Annotated in this window: 28 protein-coding genes; 15 read left to right on the forward strand and 13 right to left on the reverse strand. The window is 72.5% G+C overall.

All coding sequences use genetic code 11. The features are described from left to right. Positions 1-228 precede the first annotated feature (228 nt). Positions 229-1,092 (forward strand): glycosyltransferase family 2 protein, encoded by an 864-nt coding sequence (locus tag BMZ92_RS24045; RefSeq protein ID WP_245783215.1) that lies wholly within the window; start codon positions 229-231, stop codon positions 1,090-1,092. 1 nt (position 1,093) lies between these two features. Here the strand turns inward: BMZ92_RS24045 and BMZ92_RS24050 are convergent, their stop codons facing one another. Further along, positions 1,094-1,441, reverse strand: a complete 348-nt coding sequence (locus BMZ92_RS24050) for a hypothetical protein (RefSeq protein WP_177228850.1) — start codon at positions 1,439-1,441, stop codon at positions 1,094-1,096. A 141-nt stretch (positions 1,442-1,582) separates the two neighbouring features. Between BMZ92_RS24050 and manB the strand changes: the two genes are divergently transcribed. Together manB and BMZ92_RS24060 are read left to right on the forward strand one after the other, a co-directional pair. Next, entirely contained in the window at positions 1,583-2,662 is a 1,080-nt protein-coding gene (gene manB / locus BMZ92_RS24055) for a mannose-1-phosphate guanylyltransferase (protein WP_245783216.1), read from the forward strand. Continuing rightward, positions 2,662-3,558, forward strand: a complete 897-nt coding sequence (locus BMZ92_RS24060; protein ID WP_091511717.1) for a DNA-3-methyladenine glycosylase family protein — start codon at positions 2,662-2,664, stop codon at positions 3,556-3,558. Before manB ends, BMZ92_RS24060 begins: the two co-directional genes overlap by 1 nt. Positions 3,559-3,718: 160 nt before the next feature. Here the strand turns inward: BMZ92_RS24060 and BMZ92_RS24065 are convergent, their stop codons facing one another. The 5 genes from BMZ92_RS24065 to BMZ92_RS24085 are packed head-to-tail and all read right to left on the reverse strand — an operon-like array spanning position 3,719 to position 7,643. Further along, a complete protein-coding gene (locus BMZ92_RS24065) occupies positions 3,719-4,075 on the reverse strand; it encodes a GntR family transcriptional regulator (RefSeq protein WP_091511719.1) in 357 nt (118 codons plus the stop codon). Further along, positions 4,072-4,599 (reverse strand): NUDIX hydrolase, encoded by a 528-nt coding sequence (locus BMZ92_RS24070; RefSeq protein ID WP_091511722.1) that lies wholly within the window; start codon positions 4,597-4,599, stop codon positions 4,072-4,074. The genes BMZ92_RS24065 and BMZ92_RS24070 overlap by 4 nt, the downstream gene beginning before the upstream one ends. Further along, on the reverse strand, positions 4,596-5,930 hold the full coding sequence (locus tag BMZ92_RS24075) for a coenzyme F420-0:L-glutamate ligase (protein WP_091511725.1): 1,335 nt from the start codon (positions 5,928-5,930) through the stop codon (positions 4,596-4,598). Before BMZ92_RS24075 ends, BMZ92_RS24070 begins: the two co-directional genes overlap by 4 nt. Next, complete coding sequence (cofD, locus tag BMZ92_RS24080) at positions 5,923-6,918, reverse strand: 2-phospho-L-lactate transferase (protein ID WP_091511728.1); 996 nt, start codon at positions 6,916-6,918, stop codon at positions 5,923-5,925. Before cofD ends, BMZ92_RS24075 begins: the two co-directional genes overlap by 8 nt. Then, positions 6,915-7,643 carry a GNAT family N-acetyltransferase gene (locus tag BMZ92_RS24085; protein ID WP_091512008.1) on the reverse strand — a complete coding sequence of 243 codons (729 nt, stop codon included), beginning with the start codon at positions 7,641-7,643 and terminating at the stop codon, positions 6,915-6,917. The genes cofD and BMZ92_RS24085 overlap by 4 nt, the downstream gene beginning before the upstream one ends. Positions 7,644-7,751: 108 nt before the next feature. Between BMZ92_RS24085 and fdxA the strand changes: the two genes are divergently transcribed. After that, positions 7,752-8,072 (forward strand): ferredoxin, encoded by a 321-nt coding sequence (gene fdxA, locus BMZ92_RS24090; protein ID WP_091511729.1) that lies wholly within the window; start codon positions 7,752-7,754, stop codon positions 8,070-8,072. Further along, positions 8,069-9,154 carry a succinyldiaminopimelate transaminase gene (gene dapC / locus BMZ92_RS24095; RefSeq protein ID WP_091511732.1) on the forward strand — a complete coding sequence of 362 codons (1,086 nt, stop codon included), beginning with the start codon at positions 8,069-8,071 and terminating at the stop codon, positions 9,152-9,154. Before fdxA ends, dapC begins: the two co-directional genes overlap by 4 nt. Here dapC and BMZ92_RS24100 read toward each other — a convergent pair. Then, complete coding sequence (locus BMZ92_RS24100; protein ID WP_245783217.1) at positions 9,151-9,723, reverse strand: TetR/AcrR family transcriptional regulator; 573 nt, start codon at positions 9,721-9,723, stop codon at positions 9,151-9,153. The genes dapC and BMZ92_RS24100 overlap by 4 nt on opposite strands. Positions 9,724-9,793: 70 nt before the next feature. On the opposite strand from BMZ92_RS24100, the gene BMZ92_RS24105 reads away from it, so the two are divergent. Continuing rightward, positions 9,794-11,182 (forward strand): FAD-dependent monooxygenase, encoded by a 1,389-nt coding sequence (locus tag BMZ92_RS24105; RefSeq protein ID WP_091511736.1) that lies wholly within the window; start codon positions 9,794-9,796, stop codon positions 11,180-11,182. On the opposite strand, the gene dapD is transcribed toward BMZ92_RS24105, so the two are convergent. Then, entirely contained in the window at positions 11,157-12,137 is a 981-nt protein-coding gene (gene dapD, locus BMZ92_RS24110; RefSeq protein WP_091512011.1) for a 2,3,4,5-tetrahydropyridine-2,6-dicarboxylate N-succinyltransferase, read from the reverse strand. The genes BMZ92_RS24105 and dapD overlap by 26 nt on opposite strands. 25 nt (positions 12,138-12,162) lie before the next feature. Next, the gene (locus tag BMZ92_RS24115) at positions 12,163-12,585 is read right to left on the reverse strand and encodes a lipoprotein (protein ID WP_245783218.1); all 423 of its coding nucleotides are present in this window, start codon (positions 12,583-12,585) and stop codon (positions 12,163-12,165) included. A 36-nt stretch (positions 12,586-12,621) separates the two neighbouring features. Between BMZ92_RS24115 and dapE the strand changes: the two genes are divergently transcribed. The 3 genes from dapE to BMZ92_RS24130 are packed head-to-tail and all read left to right on the forward strand — an operon-like array spanning position 12,622 to position 15,042. Further along, positions 12,622-13,686: a succinyl-diaminopimelate desuccinylase gene (dapE, locus tag BMZ92_RS24120; protein ID WP_091511738.1), complete on the forward strand. Its 1,065-nt coding sequence runs from the start codon at positions 12,622-12,624 to the stop codon at positions 13,684-13,686. 10 nt (positions 13,687-13,696) lie between these two features. Then, entirely contained in the window at positions 13,697-14,473 is a 777-nt protein-coding gene (locus tag BMZ92_RS24125; protein WP_425425853.1) for an LOG family protein, read from the forward strand. Continuing rightward, complete coding sequence (locus tag BMZ92_RS24130) at positions 14,473-15,042, forward strand: LOG family protein (protein WP_091511742.1); 570 nt, start codon at positions 14,473-14,475, stop codon at positions 15,040-15,042. The genes BMZ92_RS24125 and BMZ92_RS24130 overlap by 1 nt, the downstream gene beginning before the upstream one ends. Here BMZ92_RS24130 and BMZ92_RS24135 read toward each other — a convergent pair. Together BMZ92_RS24135 and BMZ92_RS24140 are read right to left on the reverse strand one after the other, a co-directional pair. Continuing rightward, the gene (locus BMZ92_RS24135) at positions 15,035-15,385 is read right to left on the reverse strand and encodes a PIN domain-containing protein (RefSeq protein WP_091511745.1); all 351 of its coding nucleotides are present in this window, start codon (positions 15,383-15,385) and stop codon (positions 15,035-15,037) included. The genes BMZ92_RS24130 and BMZ92_RS24135 overlap by 8 nt on opposite strands. Next, a complete protein-coding gene (locus BMZ92_RS24140) occupies positions 15,382-16,053 on the reverse strand; it encodes a lysophospholipid acyltransferase family protein (RefSeq protein ID WP_091511747.1) in 672 nt (223 codons plus the stop codon). Before BMZ92_RS24140 ends, BMZ92_RS24135 begins: the two co-directional genes overlap by 4 nt. Positions 16,054-16,151: 98 nt before the next feature. On the opposite strand from BMZ92_RS24140, the gene BMZ92_RS24145 reads away from it, so the two are divergent. The 3 genes from BMZ92_RS24145 to BMZ92_RS24155 are packed head-to-tail and all read left to right on the forward strand — an operon-like array spanning position 16,152 to position 17,472. Next, entirely contained in the window at positions 16,152-16,454 is a 303-nt protein-coding gene (locus BMZ92_RS24145) for a DivIVA domain-containing protein (RefSeq protein WP_091511749.1), read from the forward strand. Continuing rightward, positions 16,454-16,909 (forward strand): SRPBCC family protein, encoded by a 456-nt coding sequence (locus BMZ92_RS24150; protein WP_091511752.1) that lies wholly within the window; start codon positions 16,454-16,456, stop codon positions 16,907-16,909. Before BMZ92_RS24145 ends, BMZ92_RS24150 begins: the two co-directional genes overlap by 1 nt. Beyond that, on the forward strand, positions 16,906-17,472 hold the full coding sequence (locus BMZ92_RS24155; RefSeq protein WP_091511754.1) for a DNA-3-methyladenine glycosylase I: 567 nt from the start codon (positions 16,906-16,908) through the stop codon (positions 17,470-17,472). The genes BMZ92_RS24150 and BMZ92_RS24155 overlap by 4 nt, the downstream gene beginning before the upstream one ends. A gap of 4 nt (positions 17,473-17,476) precedes the next feature. Here BMZ92_RS24155 and BMZ92_RS24160 read toward each other — a convergent pair whose 3' ends face one another. Then, positions 17,477-18,271 (reverse strand): enoyl-CoA hydratase-related protein, encoded by a 795-nt coding sequence (locus BMZ92_RS24160; RefSeq protein ID WP_091511756.1) that lies wholly within the window; start codon positions 18,269-18,271, stop codon positions 17,477-17,479. A gap of 184 nt (positions 18,272-18,455) precedes the next feature. On the opposite strand from BMZ92_RS24160, the gene BMZ92_RS24165 reads away from it, so the two are divergent. Both BMZ92_RS24165 and BMZ92_RS24170 read left to right on the forward strand, forming a co-directional pair. Continuing rightward, positions 18,456-18,623: a DUF3117 domain-containing protein gene (locus BMZ92_RS24165; protein ID WP_081617745.1), complete on the forward strand. Its 168-nt coding sequence runs from the start codon at positions 18,456-18,458 to the stop codon at positions 18,621-18,623. 79 nt (positions 18,624-18,702) lie between these two features. Continuing rightward, positions 18,703-20,070 carry a leucyl aminopeptidase family protein gene (locus BMZ92_RS24170; protein ID WP_091511759.1) on the forward strand — a complete coding sequence of 456 codons (1,368 nt, stop codon included), beginning with the start codon at positions 18,703-18,705 and terminating at the stop codon, positions 20,068-20,070. Here the strand turns inward: BMZ92_RS24170 and BMZ92_RS24175 are convergent. Then, the gene (locus BMZ92_RS24175) at positions 20,061-20,978 is read right to left on the reverse strand and encodes a LysR family transcriptional regulator (protein WP_091511761.1); all 918 of its coding nucleotides are present in this window, start codon (positions 20,976-20,978) and stop codon (positions 20,061-20,063) included. The genes BMZ92_RS24170 and BMZ92_RS24175 overlap by 10 nt on opposite strands. Before the next feature lie 63 nt (positions 20,979-21,041). Here BMZ92_RS24175 and BMZ92_RS24180 point away from each other — a divergent pair, with 63 nt between their 5' ends. Next, on the forward strand, positions 21,042-22,250 hold the full coding sequence (locus tag BMZ92_RS24180; protein WP_091511764.1) for an MFS transporter: 1,209 nt from the start codon (positions 21,042-21,044) through the stop codon (positions 22,248-22,250). The last annotated feature ends 40 nt before the right edge of the window (positions 22,251-22,290 follow it).

Below are 22,290 nucleotides of genomic sequence, written 5' to 3' on the forward strand. Positions count from 1 at the left end.
GACGCGTCCGGACGGTCGTCTCACGGGCTTTGCGCTGCCGCGCGGGGACGCGCAATGCAGTGGCGCGCGAGCCGAGCTCCCTGCTACCGTCGACAGCGCGAGGCCCCCTTAGGGCCGAGAAGTGAGCCCGTGACGCGTCCGGACGGTCGTCTCACGGGCTTTGCGCTGTTCGGGGGGCCGATGCGGCCCTGCGGGTCACCGTCGTGGGGGAAGCGGCACAATGGCCCGGTGACCGAGCCGACACGTTATGGCGACGGCCTCGCCGTGGTCGTGGTGACCTACTTCCCCGGGGACGACCTCGCCCGTTTCCTCGACACGCTCGAGAAAGCCACCACCCGCGACGTGCGCGTGGTGCTCGCGGACAACAGCGTCGAACCCGTCGAAACCCTCGATCGCGCCGCCGAGCGGGAGAACGTGCGGGTGCTGCGCATCGGCGAGAACCTCGGCTACGGGGGCGGCGCCAACCGCGGCGTGGCCGAACTCGACGACAGCTACGGCTGGGTCGTGGTCGCCAACTCCGACCTCGAGTGGGAGCCCGGCTCACTCGATGTGCTCCTCGAAGCCGCGCAACGCTGGCCGCGCGGGGGCGCTTTCGGGCCCCTCATCCGCGAACCCGACGGCGCCGTCTACCCCTCGGCCCGCCTGCTGCCCTCCTTCGGCCGCGGCATCGGGCACGCCGTGTTCGGCAAGATCTGGCCCGCCAACCCGTGGACCCGCGCCTACCGGCAGGAACGCGCCCCCGAGGAACGCACCGCGGGCTGGCTCTCCGGTTCCTGCCAGCTGTTCCGCCGCGAGGCCTTCGACTCCGTCGACGGCTTCGACTCGCGCTACTTCATGTACTTCGAGGACGTCGACCTCGGCGACCGGCTCGGCCGCGCCGGCTGGCAGAACGTGTACGTCCCCTCCGCCTCGGTGACCCACATCGGCGGCAAGGCGACCTCCCGCGCACCGAAGAAGATGCTGGCCGCGCACCACCAGAGCGCCTACCGCTACCTCGCCGACCGCCACCGCGGCCCGGCCTGGCGCCCCGTGCTGGCCGCGGTCAAGCTCGGGCTCGCCGTGCGGCTCAAGATCGAGACGCGCGGCCGCTGAATCAGAAGCCTTCGAGACGGCGGGACAGATCGGAGCGGCCGGTGGTCTGCGTGGTGGTGGGGATGAGGCCCCCGACCTCCTCCTCGCGGGAGTCCGGGCGCACCGGCGTCATGCCGACCCGGGTGTCCGGCTTCTCGAGGCTGCCCTGCACCGAGTCGATCACCGACGAGGGCACCACGGCCGTCGTGTCCGGGTCCTCGCCGTGGTCGATCCTGTCGATCGCCGAACGCGGGATCTGCTGGGTGTTCGCCGCGTCCATCGGCGACGTCGCGTCGTCGGGCGTGACCACGAAGGCGCCGCGTGCCCGCGCCCGGGCCAGCAACGCGTCCGCACGCTCGCGGGGGTCCATCCGCTCGGCCTCCCGACTCGACCTGAGGCCCTCTCCGACCGGGGCCGCCCCTGTGCTGTCTAGGGTAGGCCCTCCGGGGCGTCGCCGTCAGCAAAATGCGCGGCCTGTCGCCCGGCGGCTGCTCGATCACGGGAGGAAGTTGTGACGCCGACGGAGAATGTCGACGCCGTGGTGCTGGTGGGCGGCAAGGGCACGCGGCTGAGGCCGCTGACCCTGTCCGCGCCCAAGCCGATGCTGCCCACCGCCGGGGTGCCGTTCCTCAGCCACCTGCTGTCACGGATCCGCGCGGCCGGCATCCAGCACGTCGTGCTGGGCACGTCGTACCGCGCCGAGGTCTTCGAGGACTACTTCGGCGACGGCTCGTCCCTCGGCCTCGACCTGGAGTACGTGGTGGAGGAGGAGCCGCTCGACACGGGCGGCGCGATCCGCAACGTGTACGACAAGTTGCGGGCCGACCACGCTGTGATCTTCAACGGCGACATCCTCTCGGGTGCCGACCTGCACGCCCTCGTGCAGGCGCACCTCGACGCCTCGGCCGACGTGACGCTGCACCTGCAGCGCGTCGACGACCCGAGCCGCTTCGGTTCGGTGCCCACCGACGCCGACGGCCGCGTCACGGCGTTCCTGGAGAAGACGCCCAACCCGCCGACCGACCAGATCAACGCCGGCTGCTACGTGTTCCGCCGCTCGGTGGTCGAGTCCATTCCCGCCGGTCGCCGCGTGTCCGTCGAGCGTGAGACGTTCCCCGGGCTGCTGGCCGACGGGGCACACGTGCACGGGTTCGTCGACGCGTCGTACTGGCTGGACGTCGGCACCCCGGAGGCCTTCGTGCGCGGCTCGGCGGACCTGGTGCGCGGGCTCGCGCCGACGTCGGCCCTGCCCGGTCCCACCGGGGAGTCGCTGGCGCTCGACGGGGCGACGGTCGCGTCCGGCGCGGAGGTGCTCGGCGGGTCCACCGTCGGCGCCGGTGCGCAGGTCGCGGCGGGGGCGCGCGTGACCGGTTCGGTGCTGTTCGACGGGGTCGCCGTCGCGGAGGACGCCGTGGTGGAGGACTCCGTGCTCGGCGCGGGTGCCCGGGTGGGCAAGGGTGCGGTGCTGCGCGGGGTCGTGCTCGGCGACGGGGCGGTCGTCGGAGCGGGCTGCGAACTGCTGCACGGCGCCAGGGTGTGGCCGGAGATGGTGCTGGCCGACGGTTCGATCCGCTTCTCCAGCGACTGCTAGTGCGGTACCGGCCACCGTTCACAGTGGACCTCGGCGCGGTGCTCGGCCCGCTGCGCCGGGGCAAGGCCGACCCGTGCTTCCGGGCGGAGGAGTCCGGCGTCACCTGGCTGACCGGCAACACCCCCGACGGCCCCGGCACGCTCGCGTTCCGGCGGTTCGCCGACGGTGAGATCGAGGCGCAGGCGTGGGGACCGGGCGCGGACAGGATGCTCGCGGGCGTCCCCGCCCTGCTCGGCGCGGAGGACGACGACAGCGGGTTCGTCCCGCACCACGATCCGGTCGCGCGCGCCCGGCGGGACATGCCCGGCCTGCGGCTGGGGGCCACGGGGCGCGTGTTCGACGTGCTGATCCCCGCGGTGCTGGAGCAGAAGGTGACGGGCTACGAGGCGCGGCGGTCGTGGCGGGAGCTGTGCCGCTGGTACGGCGAGCCCGCCCCGGGACCCGCCCCGGCGGGGATGCGCGTACCACCGACCCCGCGCGCAATAATGTCCATTGTGGACTGGAAGTGGCACAAGGCGGGCGTGGACCTGGCGCGGCGGCGTGCGTTGATCTTCGCGGCGCAAGTGGCGCACCGCTTGGAGCGGGCGGCGGAGCTGCGGGGTGCCGAGGGCCGTGCGTTGCTGCGCAAGGTCCCGGGCATCGGCGTGTGGACGGCGGCGGAAGTGGCCCAACGCGCCTGGGGTGACGCGGATGCCGTCAGTTTCGGGGATTTCCACATCCCCACGGTCGTCGGCTACGCCCTGCTGGGCGAACCCCTGGACGACGAAGGCCTGGCGGAGGTGCTGGCGCCTTATGCACCACAACGGCAGCGCGCCGTCCGATACCTGGAGGCAGCAGGCTTCACCCGTCCCCGCTTCGGCCCCAGGTATGCGATAAGGGACTACCGGGCCATCTAACGGAAACCCGGCAACGCGAAGCGAGCGGCCCCACGCCCACGCCCACGCCCACACCCACCTCCGCCCCGAGCGGCCGTTGAACCCTAAAGGATCGGGGCGGGGGTGGGACCGGAACGAGGGCGCCCAGCGCCCGGTCACCGAGGCACGACACCCGCCCCACCTAAACCCCCAACGCTGCCCGAACGATCGCCAAAGCCTCCTCCGGAGCCACCCCCACCGCCCGGCAGGTCTCCGCGAACGTCACCGCCGCCTCACGCACCACCCGCCGCGACTCATCCCCCGAGGACGACACGAAACTCCCCGCCCGCCCCCGCGTCTCGATGAGCCCGGCCTCCTCCAGCTCCCGGTACGCGCGCGCGATCGTGTTCGGCGCGATGCCCACGTCCGCCGCCAGCTGCCGCACCGTCGGCAGCCGCGTGCCGACCGCGAGCCGCCCGTCGTTGATCTGCTCCGCCAGCGACGAGCGCACCTGCTCGTACGGCGGCACGGACGACCCCGGATCGACGCGGACGATCATCGGGCCGCCGCCACCAGTTCCGCCAGGTCCTCCGAGCCCGCGGGCAGCGCGTCGACCGGCCACCACCGCAGGTCGTCCGACTCGTCGCTGCGCACCGGTTCCGCCCCGCGCGGCGCGCGTACCGCGAACCGCACGTCGAAGTGCCGCGTCGGCACCCCGAGCGAGCAGGTGATCGGGTGCACGTCCAGGTGCACCGGCTCCGGCTCGATCCGCAGGTCCTCGATCCCGGACTCCTCCCGCGCCTCCCGCAACGCCGCTTCGACGAGCGAGGGGTCCGACTCCTCGCAGTGCCCGCCGAGCTGCAGCCACCGGCCGACCCGCGGGTGCAACGTCAGCAGCACCCGGGAACCGTCCGCGTCGAGCAGCACCGCCGAAGCCGTGATGTGCCCGGCCTCGCACGAACGCGAGCACGCGTCCTCCCGCGCCGCCAGGAACCCCAGGAACGCCTGCCGCAACGACTCCTGCGCCGCGGCAGCGGGACGCCATTTGTCCAGAGTGGACAGAGCATCGGCGTGCAGTGTCACAGTTCCACCAGTCCTTCGCCGGGCTCCAGCGGCCCGCGGTCGGGCACCGCAACCGGGTGCCCGACCGCGACGGCGCCCAGCGGCTGCCACTCCGCGCCGAGCCCCAGCACGTCCCGCACCACGTCCGCCGCGAAGATCGTCGAGCCGATCCAGCACGAGCCCAGGTCCTCCGCCGCCAGCGCGACCAGGAAACCCTGCACCGCCGCGCCGCCCGCGACCGTGAACATCGTGCGCTCGCAGGCGTTGCGCCGGTCGTCCGGATACGTGTGCGCGCCGTCGGGCACCAGTAACGGCAGGACGACCTCGGGCGCCTGGAACAGGATGTCGCCGCGGCTCACGCGCCGCGCGATCTGCTCGTCCGTGAACCCGTCGCCGCGCAGGTCCGCGCGCCACGACTCCCGCATCGCCTCCAGCAGTTTCGTGCGCAGGCCGCGGTCACGCAGCCACACGAACCGCACCGGTTTCGTGTGGTGCGGCGCCGGCGCGGTGAGCCCCGCGGCGATCGCCCGGCGCAGCGCCCCGGGATCGACCGCCTCGTCGGTGAACCGGCGAACGGACCGGCGGGCGGGCACCGCTTCACGGCGGCCCTGCGCGATCGCCTCCGTGACGCCGAGGCGGAACATGTCCTCCTCGACCGGGCGGACCAGCTTCCGGGCCGTCGAACCGTCGTCCACGAGGGACAGTCCGCGCACCACGGCGACCGGTGTCGCCTTCAGCTTGCCCTTGACCAAATCCGCCGCCGCGGCGATCTCGTCCGCCACGGCGATCTCGGTGACCTGCAGCTCGTTGCCCTGCCCGTCGACCTCACCCTCGTAGGAGTGCAGCACCTCCAGGCCCGACGAGCCGATCGCGGCGTCGGTCTGCCCGACGCGCCACGCGCGGCCCATCGTGTCCGTGATGACGACGGCGACCTCGACGCCGAGCCGTTCCCGCAGCCCGTTGCGCAACGCCAGCGCCGAAGCGTCGGGATCGGCGGGCAGCAGCGCGATCTCGCCCTTGTCCACATTGGAGGCGTCGACACCGGAAGCCGCCTGCACGATGCCGATGCGGTTCTGCGTGATGAGCGTGCGGCCGAACCGGGCCAGCACGCGCACCGCCTCCTCCTCGACGAGCCGCCGCCGCTCCGCGTCGCGCGCCTCCGGGTCCTCCGGCACCCGGACGAGCCGGCCCTCGGCCTTCGACACGATCTTGCTGGTGACCACGACGACGTCGCCGGACCGCAGCCACCGCGCCGCCGAGGCGATCGCGCCCGTCAGGTCGTCGCCGGGCCGGAACTCCGGCAGGCCCTCGACCGGCAGGACCTCCAGCCGGTCCGTGGAATGCTCAGTCAACGTCCACTCCGGACAGTTCGAGTGCCGCGCGGGCCATCGCCGCGGTGGCGTCCACGTCGGTCATCAGCAGCGGCACCGCCTGCACGGCCACCCCGGGGACGTGCACCGTCTCGCCCGACGCGACCAGCCAGCCGTCGAGCAGCCCGTCCTCCGACGTCTGCCGCGAGCCGTAGTGGCGGCCCACCGCCTCCGCCGAGGTCTCCACGCCGATGGCGGTCAGGCACGCGTCGGCCATGCCGCGCACGACCTTCCCGCCGATGATGGGGGAGATGCCCACGACACCGGCCGCGGTCTTGCGCAGGGCTTCACGCACCCCGGGCACGGCCAGCACGGTGCCGACCGACACGACGGGGTTCGACGGCGCGAACAACACGGCGTCGGCCTCGGCGATCGCTTCCAGCACGCCCGGGCCCGGTTTCGCCTCGTCCGCTCCGACCGGCACGATCGAGTGCGCGGGCAGCTCCGCGCGGTACCGCACCCACCACTCCTGGAAGTGCAGCGCCTTGCGCTGCCCGGCCTCCTCCGGGTCGTCGACCACCACGTGCGTCTCGACCCGGTCGTCGGTCATCGGGAGCAGCCGCACGCCCGGCTGCCACCGGTCGCACAGCGCCTCGGTGATCGCCGAGAGCGGGTAGCCCGCGCGCAGCATCTGGCTGCGGATCAGGTGCGTCGCGATGTCCTTGTCGCCGAGCCCGAACCAGCTCGGCTCGGCCCCGTAGGCGGCCAGCTCCTCCTTGACGACCCACGTCTCGCCGCTGTGCCCCCAGCCGCGTTCGGTGTCGACCCCGCCGCCGAGCGTGTACATGCACGTGTCGAGGTCCGGGCAGATCCGCAGCCCGTGCATCCACACGTCGTCGCCGGTGTTGACGACGGCGGTGACCTCGTGGGGTGAGTTCCCTGGACCGACCGGGGGGAGGCCGAGCGCGGCCTTGACGCCGAGCAGGAAGCGGGCGCCGCCCACCCCGCCGACTAGTACGACAACCTTCACAGGGAGCGATCCTCGCACGCTGGCACCCAGTACCGGTACCGATGGTGCTCGCGGAACCCGAGCGCCTCGTAGAGCGCCAGCGCGGGCGCGTTGTCCACCGCGACCTGGAGCACGCACTGGGTCGCGCCGCGCTCGGCGGCCCATGCGCCCGAGGCCGCCATCAGCGCCTTCGCCAGCCCCCGTCGCCGGTGCTCCGGGCGGACGGCGAGACGCGAGATGTGCAGCAGGTCACCGGTGATCGCGGCCCGCACGGCGCCCGCCGTGACTTCGGCCACGCCGTAGCCGATCTCGCCCGTCGTGAGCACGTGCCGCTGTGCCGGCGACGGCTCGCGTGCGCCCGCCGTCAGCTCCCACCAGTCGGGAGACGGCCCGGGCAGGAACTCGACCCCGTCCGCGCCCCGGCCGAGCGGCCCGAGCAGCACCGACACGAGGTGCCCGGCGGCGTGACCGGTGTTCGGCACCCAGCCCGCGGCCTCCACCGCCTGCTCGGTCTCGCTGCCCTCGACGGCGTGCACGACGGGCGGGATGCCGTGGGCGTGGGCGAAGTCACACACCCGCGCCAGGGCCTCCTCGACGGGCATGCCGGGGTCGCCGACGGCGAGCGCGCTGTTGGCGCGACCGGTGAACCCACCAGCGGCCCGAAGGCGCCAATCACCGAGTTTCTCCTCGGTGACGGCACGCCAGGCGTCGGCACACAGCAGCTCCAGGGTTCCGGTCGCGTCCATGCGGTCCATTGTGCCGACCTAAGGGTGCCCTTACCTGGGAATGGCGGGCCAGGAACGCGTAATGTCCGAGGTCGTAGCTGGATCTCATTCACACAGCAGGAGTGCGCAGTGACCTACGTGATCGCCGAGCCCTGCGTCGACGTGCTCGACAAGGCGTGCATCGACGAGTGCCCAGTCGACTGCATCTACGAGGGTGACCGGATGCTCTACATCCACCCCGACGAGTGCGTGGACTGTGGCGCCTGCGAGCCGGTGTGCCCGGTGGAAGCCATCTACTACGAGGACGACGTCCCCGACGACTGGGCGGCCTACACCAAGGCGAACGCGGACTTCTTCGAAAAGCTCGGATCCCCCGGCGGTGCCTCCAAGGTCGGCAAGACCAGCGACGACCCGCAGTGGATCAAGGACCTGCCCCCGCAGGGCGAATGACCGCACTGCCCGACTTCCCCTGGGACTCCCTCGCCGGGGCCAAGGCGACCGCGAACGCCCACCCGGGTGGCGTGGTCGACCTGTCCGTCGGCACCCCCGTCGACCCGGTCGCGCCGCGCATCCGGGAGGCGCTGGCCTCGGTGTCGGAGATCCCCGGTTACCCGCAGACCCACGGCACGCCCGAGCTGCGGGCCGCCGCGATCGACGCGCTCCGGCGGCGGCACGGCGTCACCGGCCTGGAGCCGGACGCCGTGCTGCCGACGATCGGTTCGAAGGAGCTGGTCGCCTGGCTGCCGAAGCTGCTCGGCATCGGGCCCGGGGACGCCGTGGTGATCCCGGAGCTGGCGTACCCGACGTACGAGGTCGGTGCGTTGCTGGCCGGGGCGTCGGTGCTGCGCTCGGACAGTCTCTTCGCGCTCGGGCCGCAGCGCCCGGCGATGATCTGGCTCAACTCGCCGTCCAACCCGACCGGGCGCGTGCTCGGCGTCGACCACCTGCGCAAGGTCGTCGAGTGGGCGCGCGAGCGGGACGTGCTCGTCGTGTCGGACGAGTGCTACCTCGCGCTCGGCTGGGAGGCCGAGCCGGTCTCGATCCTGCACCCGTCGGTCAGCGGCGGCAGCACGACGGGTCTGCTCGCCGTGCACTCGCTGTCCAAGTCGGCCAGCCTGGCCAGCTACCGCGCGGGGTTCGTCACGGGTGATCCGGCGGTGGTGGCGCGGCTGCTGGAGGTGCGCAAGCACGCCGGGATGATCGTGCCGCGCCCCGTGCAGGAGGCGATCACGGTCGCCCTCGCCGACGACGACGTGCTCGCGACGCAGCGGGAGCGCTACGCCCGCCGCCGCACGGTGCTGCAGAAGGCGTTGCAGGACAACGGTTTCACGATCGACCACTCCGAAGCCGGGCTCTACCTGTGGGCCTCCCGAGGCGAGGACGCCTGGGCGACGGTCAACTGGCTGGCCGAGCGCGGCATCCTGGTCGCCCCCGGCACCTTCTACGGCCCGAAGGGCGGCCAGCACGTCCGCGTCGCCCTGACCGCGACGGACGAACGCGTCGAAGCGGCCGCGGAGCGGTTGGGCAGCTAGTAGTCCTTGCCCGTGAGGCCCCGGTAGACGAACCGGGTCAGCGCCTCCGTCAAGTCCTCTTCGGACAGTCCCGGCGGGGCGAGTTCCACGAAACCGTCGACCAGTGCGTACATCAGCGCGACGCTGACCTCCGGCGGGGCTGGCAGGTCGAGGCCGGCCAGGTGGCCGATCAGATCCCGTCGCTGGACCTCGCCGAACTGGGCGAACTTCTCGGCGAAGTCCTCGTTCACCAGCGCCGCCTGCCGCATCGCCAGCATCGTCGCCGCGTTGGCGCGGTGGAAGTCCAGGTACGCCTTGACGTGCCAGCGGACCGCGTCGGGGTCGGAGAAGTCCGACTTGTGCCCCTCCGTCGCCGCGGCTTCGTCGCTGTCGGCCGAGATGTCCGCCAGCAGCGCTTCGAGCAGGTCCTCCTTGCCGCCGAAGTGGTTGTAGAAGGACCCCGCCGCGCGCCCGGCCGCCGCCGTGATGTCGGTGATCTTCGTGTTCAGGTAGCCGCGCTCGGCGAACAGCCGCTTGGCCGCCGCCTTGAGCGCCGTCTCCGTCTCGGCCGCCTTCTCGCTGCGTTTCACGGCACCTCCTTGACAGGGAACGCTAGCAGCGGGCACGCTGAATCTAAATTCAGTGAATGGAGATTCAGTCATGAACGTTCTCATCGCGGGCGGCGGTCCGACCGGGCTGACCCTGGCCATCGAGCTCGCCAGGCGGGACATCGACGTGCGAGTTGTCGACAAGGCGACCGAGTTCTTCGCGGGCTCCCGTGGCGACGGGCTGCAGCCGCGCACCCTCGAAGTGTTCGAGGACCTGGGCGTGCTCGACCACGTGCTGGCCGCCGGGTCCCTGCCCGCGCCGATCCGCGTCCACCTCGGCGGGCGGTACGTGGAGGAGCGGTGGATGGCGCCGATCCAGGAGGCGCGCCCTGACGTGCCGTACCCCAACAGCTGGATGCTGGGGCAGTCGCGGACCGAGGGGATCCTGCGTGCCCGGCTCGCCGAGTTCGGCGTGCACGTGGAGCTGAACACCGGGCTGACCGGGTTCGAGCAGGACGCCGACGGGGTGACGGCGACGCTGTCCACCGGCGAGGTCGTGCGGGCCTCGTACCTGGTGGGCGCCGATGGCGGCCGCAGTTCCGTCCGCAAGGCGCTGGGCATCGCGTTCGAGGGGGTCACCGACGAGTCGATCCGGATGCTGCTCGGCGACGTCGCGGCCGACCTCGATCCGGCCTACGGGTACTGGTTCGCGACCGAGGCCGACCCCATGTCCGGGGTGGTGATGAGCCCGCTGCCCAGCGAGGGGTTGTTCCAGTTCGGCGCGCCGCTCGGCGAGGAGGACGCGGACCCGACGCTCGAGACGTTGCAGGCCAAGCTCGACGAGCTGCGGGCGGGTGTGCGGCTGGAGAAGCTCGCGTGGTCGACGGTGTGGCGGCCGAACGTGCGCCTCGCGGAGCGGTTCCGCGTCGGCCGGGTGTTCCTCGCCGGGGACGCGGCCCACGTGCACCCGCCGACGGGCGGGCAGGGGCTCAACACCGGCGTGCAGGACGCGTACAACCTCGGCTGGAAGCTCGCCGACGGCTCACCCGAACTGCTCGACAGCTACGAAACCGAGCGGCGTGCCGTGGCGGCGCGGGTCCTGGGCGTCACCACCGAGCTGCTGCACAAGTACGTCGAAGGCAGCGAGGACGCACACGAGCGCGGCGAGAACACCCGGCAGCTGGACATCAGCTACCGCACCACCGAGGGGGTGCTGGTGCCGGGCGACCGCGCCCCGGACGCGCCGGTGAAGGACGCGGACGGCAACCCGGTCCGGCTGTTCGAGCTGTTCCGCGGCCCGCACGCGACGCGGCTCGTGTTCGGCGCGCCCGCCCCGGCGGAGCCACACGCGTACGCGGTGCTACGGCCGGGGCAGACGGCTTCGGGCACGTACGTCGTCGACACCGAAGGGCACGCCTTCGCCGCCTACGACGCCTCAGACGGGACCGAGGTCCTCGTGCGCCCGGACGGTTACGTCAGTTCGCGTGCAGAGCGGCGTTGAGCTCGACAGTCGCGCCCGCGCGCGGCACCACCTCGACGGCGCCGGTGGTCGAGTTGCGGCGGAACAGGGCGTTCGAGATGCCCGACAGCTCCCGCGCCTTGACCGACCGGCCCTCGACGGTGACCTTCGTGCCCGCCGTGATGTACAGCCCCGCCTCGACGACGGAGTCGTTGCCCAGCGAGATGCCGACCCCGCCGTTGGCGCCGATGAGGCAGCGCTCGCCGAGCGAGATGACCTCCTTGCCGCCACCGGACAGCGTGCCCATGATCGAGGCACCGCCGCCGACGTCGGTGCCGTCGCCCACGACGACCCCGGCCGAGACGCGGCCCTCGATCATCGACGCGCCCAGCGTGCCGGCGTTGAAGTTCACGAAGCCCTCGTGCATCACGGTCGTGCCGGGCGCGAGGTGCGCGCCGAGGCGCACGCGGTCCGCGTCCCCGATGCGGACACCGCCGGGCATCACGTAGTCGACCATCCGCGGGAACTTGTCGACGCTGTAGACGGTCACCGGGCCGCGGGCACGCAGCCGCAGGCGGGTGCTCTCGAAGCCCTCGACCTGGCACGGGCCGTGGTTGGTCCACACCACGTTGGCCAGCAGGCCGAAGATGCCGTCGAGGCTCTGCCCGTGCGGCTGGACCAGGCGGTGCGAGAGCAGGTGCAGGCGCAGGTAGACGTCGTGCGCGTCGGCCGGGGCGTCGGCGAGCCTGGCGATCGTGGTGCGCACGGCGACCACCTCGACACCGCGGGCGTCGTCGGGGCCCAGCAGCGCGGCGGCGTCCTCACCCAGCGCCTCGACGGCCTGCTCCCGCGAGAGGCGCTCCGTCCCCGCCTTGCCCGGGTCGCACAGCTTCGGGTGCGGGAACCAGGTGTCCAGCACGGTGCCGTCGGTCGTGACGGTCGCCAGCCCGACGCCGGAGGCGCCGGTCGTCTCGGGGTTCGGGGTCTCTTCGCTCACGGTCCACACCGTAACCGACCCCGGCTCAGCCGTTGACCAGCTGGGTGTCGACGAACTGCTTGAGGTCGCGCAGCGTGTTCGCGAGGTCCGACAACGTCGCTGAGCAGGGGGTTCCCGCGGTCAGCACGGTCTCGCAGTGCGCGCCGCGGTACGCGCCGACGTTCTTGTCGAGCTGGTCGGCGAGGCGGTTCAGCTCGGGGTGCTTGGTGCCTGCCTGCTCGCGCACCATGCCCGTCGAGCTGCCCAGCTCGGTCACGTACTTCTCGCAGCCCTTCGGCGTCTGCTTCGCGGGGGCGGTGTAGCACGTGTCGGCTGTGTACACCCGCAGCTTCGTCGCGAGCGCTTCGGGCGTGGTCGCCGAACCGGCGCCCTTAGGCGTGGGACCGGCTTCGCCGCTGCACCCGGCCAGCGCGAGCGCGAGGGCGAGAACTACCAGAGGCTTCCGCACGCTGACACCGTACGCGGGCGGGTTAGGGTCCGGGGCATGGCCTTGGACCTGTACGCCGATCCCGTCGACATCACCGCTGAGCTGGTGGACATCCCGAGCGTCTCGGGGGAGGAGGCGGCGATCGCCGACGCCGTGCAGGAGGCGCTGACCAGGCAGGCCGGGCACCTGGAGGTCGTCCGCAACGGCGACGCCGTGCTCGCGCGCACGCACCTCGGCCGCCCGTCGCGTGTCATCCTCGCCGGGCACCTCGACACCGTGCCGGTCAACCAGAACCTGCCGCTGCGCCGCGATGGCGACACCCTGCACGGCCTCGGCACGGTCGACATGAAGGGCGGTGACGCGGTCTTCCTGAGCCTGGCCGCGAAGGTGCGCGAGCCGCGTCACGACGTCACCTTCGTCTTCTACGACTGCGAGGAGGTCGAGGCGGTCCGCAACGGCCTCGGCCGCATCGAGCGCGAGCTGCCCGACTGGCTGCGGGCCGACCTGGCGATCGTCGGCGAGCCGTCGAACGCGGTCGTCGAGGCGGGCTGCCAGGGCACCATGCGCGTGGAGCTGCGCACCGAAGGCCGTCGCGCCCACACCGCCCGCGCGTGGATGGGGGTCAACGCGATCCACGCGCTCGGCGAGCCGCTGCGGCGGCTGGAGGCGTACCAGGCGCGGGAGGTGGAGATCGACGGGCTGCGGTACCGGGAGGGGCTGCAGGCGGTGCGGATCTCCGGTGGCGTGGCGGGCAACGTCGTGCCGGACGAGGCGGTGCTCGCGGTGAACTTCCGGTTCGCGCCGGACCGCACGCCCGAACAGGCGGAGGCACACGTGCGCGAGGTGTTCGACGGGTTCGACGTGTCCGTCGTGGACTCCTCACCAGGTGCGTTGCCCGGGTTGTCGGCGCCGGCGGCGGCGGAGCTGGTGCGCGCGGCGGGCGGGCAGGCGGCCGCGAAGCTGGGCTGGACCGACGTGGCGCGCTTCGCCGCGCTGGGCATGCCCGCGGTGAACTTCGGCCCCGGCGACCCGACGCTCGCGCACACGCGTGAAGAGTTCGTTCACGCGGCGGAAATCAGGCAGGTGGCCAGCGTGCTGCGCGAGTTTCTGTCTCCCGGATAGGCTCGCGAAGGTGACAGTGGACGAAAGCACCGACTACCCGGAGCACCCCCGCGAGAAGCACCGCGGACCGGTCGTGCTGCGGCGGGACAGCCGGCACGAGGACAGCACCACCGACCAGCGGCTGCTCGACGCGCGGGGGCCGAGCGACTGGGTGCACACCGACCCGTGGCGGGTGCTGCGCATCCAGGCCGAGTTCGTCGAGGGCTTCGGCGCGCTCGCCGAGGTGCCGCGCGCGGTGACCGTGTTCGGCTCCGCCCGCACCCCGCGCGACCACCCCGAGTACGAGCTGGGCCGCAAGATCGGTGCGGCGCTCGCGCACGCCGGGTTCGCGGCGATCACCGGCGGCGGGCCGGGGTCGATGGAGGCGGTCAACCGCGGTGCCTCCGAGGCGGGCGGGCTGTCCATCGGGCTGGGCATCGAGCTGCCGTTCGAGCAGGGCCTCAACCCGTGGGTGGACCTCGGGGTGAACTTCCGGTACTTCTTCACCCGCAAGACGATGTTCATCAAGTACGCGCAGGCGTTCATCTGCCTGCCCGGCGGGTTCGGCACGCTCGACGAGCTGTTCGAAGCGCTGACACTGGTGCAGACCAAGAAGGTCACGAAGTTCCCGGTCGTCCTGTTCGGACGGTCGTACTGGGGCGGGCTCTACGACTGGGTCAAGAGCACCGTGTACGGCGAGGGCAAGATCGGCGAGAAGGACCTCGCGCTGCTGCACGTCACCGACGACATCGACGACGCGGTGCGCGTCGTGCTGGAGTCGTACAAGGCTTGGGAGGACACGCACTAGTGCGCCGGATCTGCGTTTTCTGCGGTTCGTCCACGGGCCGGGACCCGGTGTACGCCGAGCAGGCCGCCGCGCTCGGCAAGCTGCTGGCGGAGCGCGGCATCGGGCTCGTCTACGGCGGGGCGAGCGTCGGCATCATGGGCATCGTCGCCGACGCGGCGCTGGCCGCCGGCGGTGAGGTCTTCGGTGTCATCCCGCAGCACCTGAAGCGGGTCGAGATCGCGCACGCGGGCCTCACGGAACTGCACGTGACCGCCGACATGCACGAGCGCAAGGCGAAGATGGCCGAGCTGTCCGACGGCTTCCTCGCGCTGCCCGGTGGTGCGGGCACACTGGAGGAGCTGGCGGAGATCTGGACGTGGGCGCAGCTCGGCCTGCACGCGAAGCCGCTCGGGCTCGTGGACGTCGCCGGGTACTACCGCCCGCTGCGCGAGTTCGCCGACCACATGGTCGCGGAGGGCTTCCTCCGGCAGGAGCACCGCGACCTGCTGTTCGTCGACTCGGACCCAGCCGCGCTGCTGGACGCCTTCGCGGAGTACGAGGCGCCCGACGTGGCGAAGTGGCTCAGGTAGGGACGGTCCGGACCTCGACACCGGGCAGCTCGTCGAAGCGCGCCGCGAGGTCGGTGGTCACCAGGACTCGCCCCGCCGCCCTCGCGATGGCGGCGATCATCAGGTCCAGCGGCCCGCGTTCGTGACCCGTGCGCCACGTGTGATCGAGCAACTCCGCATGGATCGTCGCGGTGTGTTCGTCGTAAGGGATCACGGGCATGGTCCCTCCGCACAGGGGCGAACGGCGCTGATCAGGACACGACCGCATCGCGATCCGCTTTCCCTTGGGCCGGACCACGATGGTCTCGCCCCGCTCGACCGCGTCCAGCAGCTCGGAGAAGTGCCGCGAAGCCCCGGCACTCACGCCGCTTCGCCGGGCCGCTTGTGGTAGCGGTCCACGTACTCCAGCTCCGACAGCTCCAGGATCGCGTACATGATCTCGTCCGTCACCGCCCTGCGGATGGCGGGCGAGTTCTCCATGCCCGCGTACCGCGAGAAGTCGAGCGGCTTGCCGAACCGGACGCACACCTTCGCCAGCCGGGGGACCTTCTTGCCGATCGGCAGCATCTTCTCCGTGCCGGTCAGCGCCACGGGCACCACCTTCGCGCCCGTGGTCAGTGCCAGCGCCCCGACGCCGGTGTGCCCGCGGTGCACGCGCCCGTCCAGTGACCGGGTGCCCTCGGGGTAGATGCCGAACGCGCCGCCCGCCTCCAGCACCTTGCGCGCCGCCTCCAGCGCCGCCATCCCGGCCGCCGCGTTGCCGCGCTCGACCGGTACGTAGTTCAGCCCGCGGAGGAAGCCGGCGACCAGCCGCGCCTTGGGACTTCTGCCGGTGAAGTACTCGGCCTTCCCGAGGAACGACACCGGGCGCGGCGCGACGATCGGGATGACGAACGTGTCCACCGCCGCCCGGTGGTTCGACGCCAGGATCACGGGCCCCGTCAGCGGGACGTTCTCCGCTCCGTGGACCTCGGGCCGGTACACCAGCCGGGCCAGCGGTGCCAGCACCAGCCGGATCAACAGCTGCAACAAGACTCCTCCAGACCTCTACCTCCCCAGGATGACATCCCGGCGGCCCCGATTCCCAGTCGCTCCGGACACCGCGGCCGCCGGTGTGCCACGATCGACCCGTGACGACCGCGCTCATCTACCTCGTTGTCATGCTGCTCGTCGCCGCGGTGGTGTTCCTGCTGGCCGCCGTGGTGTTCGGGCGCGGCGAGGAGCTGGCCCCCCTGCCGCCGGGCAGCTCACCCACCCGGCTGCCGGTCCGCGACATCACCGGCGAGGACGTGCGGGCGGTGAAGTTCCAGCTGGTCCTGCGCGGGTACAAGATGTCCGAAGTGGACTGGGTGGTGCGCAGGCTCGGCGCCGAGATCGACACGCTGCGTGACCGGATCGCCGAGCTGGAAGCGCAGCGCGCGGGACAGTCCTGATGTCCGACCTCGTCTTCTCCGTCGACGTCGCCGCCCCCGCAGGGACCACCTGGCTCGCGCTCACCGACTGGACGCGGCAGGGCGAGTGGATGCTCGGCACCGACGTGCGCGTCGTGTCGGGTGACGGGCGCAGCGTCGGGTCGCGGCTCGCCGCGTTCACCGGCGTCAAGGGGATCGGCTTCACCGACCTGATGGAGATCACCACGTGGGAACCGCCGCTGCGGTGCACCGTGCGGCACCTCGGTTCGGTCGTCCGCGGCAGCGGGGCCTTCCACGTGCAGCCGCGCGGGCCGCAGTCCTCCACGTGCGTCTGGACCGAGAGCCTCGACATCCCCTTCGGGCTGCTCGGCAGGCTCGGCTGGCCGGTCGTGCGGCCGGCGTTCGGGATCGGGGTGCACCGCTCGCTGAAGCGGTTCGCCGAGTTCGCCGCCGACTACACGATGGGGGTGCCGTGACCGCCGCACCGGGTGAGGACGGCGTGTTCCGGTGTCCGTGGGGCAACAGCGCCCCCGAATACGTCGTCTACCACGACACCGAATGGGGGGTGGAGCTGCACGGCGACGACGCCCTGTACGAGCGGCTCTGCCTCGAAGCGTTCCAGTCCGGGCTGTCCTGGATCACCGTGCTGCGCAAGCGCGAGGCGTTCCGCCGGGCCTTCGAGGGGTTCGTGCCCGAGAAGGTGGCCGCGTTCGGTGAGGACGACGTCGCGCGCCTGCTCGCCGACCCCGGGATCATCCGGAACCGGGCGAAGATCCAGGCGGCGATCACCAACGCCCGTGCCGTCGCCGGGCTGGACCGGCCGCTCGACGAGCTGCTGTGGTCCTTCGCCCCGGCCGGGCCCCGGCAGCGCCCGGAAACCATGGCCGACGTCCCGGCGATCACGCCGGAGTCGACGGCCATGGCCCGTGAGCTGAAGAAACGCGGCTTCGCGTTCGTCGGCCCCACCACCTGCTACGCGCTGATGCAGGCCACGGGCATGGTCGACGACCACCTCACCGGCTGCTTCCGCGCCGCCTGACCCGTCACTTGCCCTGGAAGACGGGCTTGCGCTTGGCGACGAACGCCTCGACCGCCTCGCGGTGGTCGGCCGTGGCGCCGAGCGCGGTCTGCGCGGCGTCCTCGGCGGCGAGCGCCTCCTCCAGCGTGCTCTCCGCGGCGGTGGTCAGCACCTCCTTGATCTTGGCGTAGCTGACCGTCGGCCCGGCGGCGAGTTTCGCCGCGACGGCGTGCGCCCGATCCGCCAGCTCCTCGTCCGGCACCACCTCGCCGACCAGTCCCAGCCGCAACGCCTCGTCCGCCTCGACGGTCCGCGCGAGCAGCATCAGCTCGGCCGCGCGGCCGTAGCCGACGAGCCGCTGCAACGTCCACGACGCACCCGAGTCGGGGCCGAGCCCGACGTTCGCGAACGCCATCAGGAAGTTGGCCGAGCTTGCCGCGATCCGCAGGTCGGAGGCGTAGGCGAAGGCCGCGCCCGCCCCCGCGGCCGGCCCGTTGACGGCCGCGACGACCGGCTTCGGCATGTCCACGATGGCGCGGACGATGGGGTTGTAGTGCTCGGCGACGGTGCGCAGCGGCGCGTCGTCGCCCGACTGCAGCAGGCCCACGTGCTCCTTCAGGTCCTGCCCAGCGCAGAACGCCTTCCCGGCGCCGGTGAGCACGACTGCGCGCACCTCCGGCGCGGCCGCGGCCTCGCGCAGCGCCGTGAGCAGGCGCTCCTTGAGCTCGACGGTGAGCGAGTTGTAGGCCTTCGGCCGGTTGAGCGTCAGGGTGCGCACACCGTCGGCGTCGGCGGTCAGCAGCACTTCTTCGGTCGTCACGGGTCTCCTCCTGGCAGCAAAGCCTGTTCGCGCGGCACGGAGGCCGCATACCAGCACCTATGCAAACACGAAAAGATCGGTCCGCGTTCGCACGCCCGCGTTGATGAGGGAGAATGACACCGACACCCGGTTGGCTCAGACAAGCGCGACCCGGGCGCGCCGGTTGAGACGGAGGGAGCACGCTATGGCGGCCATGAAGCCCCGGACCGGAGATGGTCCCCTCGAGGTGACTAAGGAGGGGCGGGGCCTCGTGATGCGCGTGCCGCTGGAGGGCGGCGGGCGACTCGTCGTCGAACTGTCGGCCGAGGAGGCCAAGGACCTGGGCGTCGCCCTGCAGGAAGCCACCAGCTAGTACCCGTCTCACCTCCTCCTCTTCCCCGCCGGCTGACGAGTGGTCAGCCGGTCTTTCGCCGTCCCCTCCGGAGGCCTTCTTGCCGCGCTTTCCCCTGCCGCCCGTGCCCAGTCCCCTGATCGACGTCGAGCTCTCCGGGTCGCCGCGCCGAGGCGTGCCGACCGCGGTCGTCGACACCGGCAAGGCCGGGGACGTGCGTGACGCCGACGGCGAGTTCCGCTGGCTCGTCGGCGTGGGGGAGGGCTCGGCGAAGGACTGGCGCACGGCCGGCGCCGCGCTGGTGCGCGCGGCGCGGGCCGACGGCGAGAAGCCGGCCCGGGACGTGCAGGTCCAGCTGGCGCCGGACGCGCGCGTGCCCGAGTTCGTGCTCGGCGCGCTGCTGGGGGGTTACCAGTTCAAGGTCAGCGCGGACACGCGCCCCGGCCTGCGGACGCTGCGGTTGATCACGGCTTCGGCTGACCAGGATGCCGTCGCCCGTGTCCGCGAGCTGGCCGCCGCGACGGCGCTCGCCCGCGACCTGGCGAACACCCCGTCCAACATCAAGAACCCGGCCTGGCTCGCCGAGACGGCCGAGCGGGTCGTGACCGGCGCCCCCGGCGTGCGGGCGACGATCCGTGACGAGGCCTGGCTCGCCGAGCAGGGCTTCGGCGGGGTGCTCGCCGTCGGCGGCGGCTCCGCCAGCCCGCCCCGGCTCATCGAGCTGACCTACCGGCCGCGCGGCGCTGCGAAGCACCTGCTGTTCGTCGGCAAGGGCATCACGTTCGACACTGGCGGCCTGTCCATCAAGCCCGCCGAGGGCATGCACCTCATGCGCACCGACATGGCGGGCGGGGCCGCGGTGATCGCCGCGCTGCGGGCGATCGCCACCCTGCGGCTCGACGTGCGCGTGACCGCGCTCGTGCCCGCGGCGGAGAACCACGTGTCCGGCGGCTCCTACCGGCCGGGCGACGTCGTCCGCCACTACGGCGGGAAGACCACCGAGGTCGGCAACACCGACGCCGAAGGCCGCATGGTCCTCGCGGACGCCCTCGTCTACGGCATCCGCCGGTTCCGCCCGGACGCCGTCGTCGACGTGGCGACGCTGACCGGCGCCATGAAGGTCGCGCTCGGCGTGCGCACCGGCGGTCTGTTCGCCACGGACGACGAGCTCGCGAAGCGGCTCGCGGAGGCCGGGGAGCGCACGGGCGAGGCGTTCTGGCGGATGCCGCTGCTCGAAGCGCACGCCGAAGCCGTCCGCGGCGAGCTCGGCGACGTCAAGCAGGCTCCCGGCGGTCCCGGTGGCATCACGGCCGCGTTGTTCCTGCGGGAGTTCGTCGACGGCGTGCCGTGGGCGCACCTCGACATCGCGGGGCCGGCCCGTGCCGACAAGACGTACGCCGAGGTGGTGCCGGGTGCGACCGGGTTCGCCGCCCGCACGCTGGTGGAGCTGGCCGCCTCCTACGCCTGAGCCCGCACGTGGTCCCGGAACAGCCGGACCGCGGGCGTGAAGCGCTCCGCCGCGGGCCACGTTAGGCAGATGGTGCGGCTGACCTTCGGCGAAAGCGGGATCTCGACGACCCCGGCCGGCGGTTCGAGGCCGAACCGCGGTAGCAGCGCGACACCCAGCCCGGCCGCGACGAGGCCGCGCACGGTGTCGGACTCCTGCCCCTCGAACGCGATCCTCGGCTCGAACCCCGCTTCGGCACACAGGGCGTCGGTGATCTGCCGGAGCCCGTAGCCGTGTTCGAGGGTCACGAACTGCTCCTCGGCGAGCTCGCCGAACCGGATGCGTGAACGCCCGGCGAGGCGGTGTCCCTCGGGGACGGACAGCAGCAGGTCCTGCTCGGCGAGCGCGACCGAGGCCAGTGCGGGGTCGTCCGGGACCGGGGCGACGAGCGCGAGGTCGAGCTCGCCCGCGGCGAGCCGGTCGAGGATGTGCTGGCGTGAGCCCTGCACGAGCGTGAACCGGACGTTCGGGTAGCGCTCGCGGAAGCCCCGCACGAACTTCGGCACCAGCGAGCGGCCGAGCAGGTGCAGGAAGCCGAGCACGACGTGCCCCCGGTCCGGCTCGACTTCTTCGCGCGCCTGCCGCGCCCCGGCCTCGACGGTCGCGAGCGCGCGGGCGGCGGTGTCCGCCAGGATCGTGCCCGCCCTGGTCAGGCGGATGCCGCGGCCGGCGGGTTCGGTGAGCGGCGCGCCGAGGGCGTCGGCGAGTGCGGCGAGGCGGCGGCTCACCGTGGGCTGGGGGATGCCGAGCAGGTCGGCCGCGCGCGTGATGTTGCCCGTTTCACGCAGGGCCGACAGCAGGGCCAGGTGCGGGGCCAGCGCGGTGACGAGCCGCTGGTCAGCGGACGGTGACGCGAATTCATTCGGCACGGTATCGATACTGCCACTTGAACGTATTAGACGTATTGATTAGGAGTGCTTAGCGTCGACGGGGTGACCGCCGCTGACCTCGCCGTTTCCGCCCCTGCCGAGACCCGGCGCGTCAAGACGGCCGTCGCCGCCGCCGGGATCTCGTCCTTCGCACTGCTGTACGCGCCGCAACCCGTGTTGCCACAGCTCGCCGCGCAGTACCACCTGGACCCGGGTTCGGCGTCGCTCGCGGTCAGCGTCGCGACGGGGGCGCTGGCGCTCTCGGTGCTGCCGATCGCGGCGTTGTCGGAGATCGTGGGGCGGCGGCCGGTGATCCTGACCTCGGTGATCGCGTCGGCGGTGCTCGGCCTGCTGCTGCCGCTCGCGCCGTCGTACGGGGTGCTGCTGGTGCTGCGGGCGCTGCAGGGGATCGCGATCGCGGGGTTCCCGGGCGTCGCCGCGGCCTACCTCGTCGAGCAGCTGGGGAAGAAGGGCGTGGCGGCGGCCGTCGGGGCGATGATCGCGGGCAACACCGTGGGCGGCATGCTCGGCAGGCTCGCGGCGGGCTTCAGCGCGGAGGCGTTCGGGTACCACGGGGCGCTCACGGTGGTCGGCGGGCTGGGGCTGGTTTTCACGGTGCTGACGGTGCTTTCGCTGCCGCCGGCCACGCGGGCGCGTTCACGGTCTTCGCTGGGGCGGCAGCTGCGCGGGGTGCTCGCGGGGGTCGCCGCGGCGCTGGGGAAGCCGATCCTGCTGGCGCAGTACGCGGTGGCGTTGCTGGCGATGGGCTCGTTCGTGGCGTTGTACAACGCGGCGGGGTTCCGGCTGACGGGTGCGCCGCTGGACCTGTCGCCCGCGATCGCGTCGCTGGTGTTCCTGGCTTACGCGATGGGATCCGTGTCGTCGGCGACGGTGGGCAGGCTGGTCGGGCGGTTCGGGCGGGTGCGTTCGGCGGTGGGGGCGCTGCTCGTCACGGCGGCCGGGGTGCTGCTCACGTTGCCGGATTCGCTGGTGGTCGTGGTGCTGGGGTTCGTGGTGCTGACGGGCGGTTTCTTCGCGGCACACGCCGTGGCGAACAGCTGGGCCGCGGCGGAGGCGCCGGAGGGCGCGAGGGGCCAGGCGTCGGGGACGTACACGCTGTCGTACTACCTGGGCAGCAGCGTGGGCGGCACGGTGGGCAGCGTGATCTACGCGAAGGCCGGCTGGCCGTGGCTGGTCGCCGCGACGGTCTGCTGGCTGCTGCTCGCGGTGGCGACGGTGGCGGTGACGGCGCGGCGGGGTGCGGCGATGTGAGTTGTGGCGGCGGTCGGCCGCGGGGTGGTTGGCCGCCGCG

It is taken from the genome of Amycolatopsis sacchari, assembly GCF_900114035.1.
GTDB lineage: Bacteria > Actinomycetota > Actinomycetes > Mycobacteriales > Pseudonocardiaceae > Amycolatopsis_E > Amycolatopsis_E sacchari.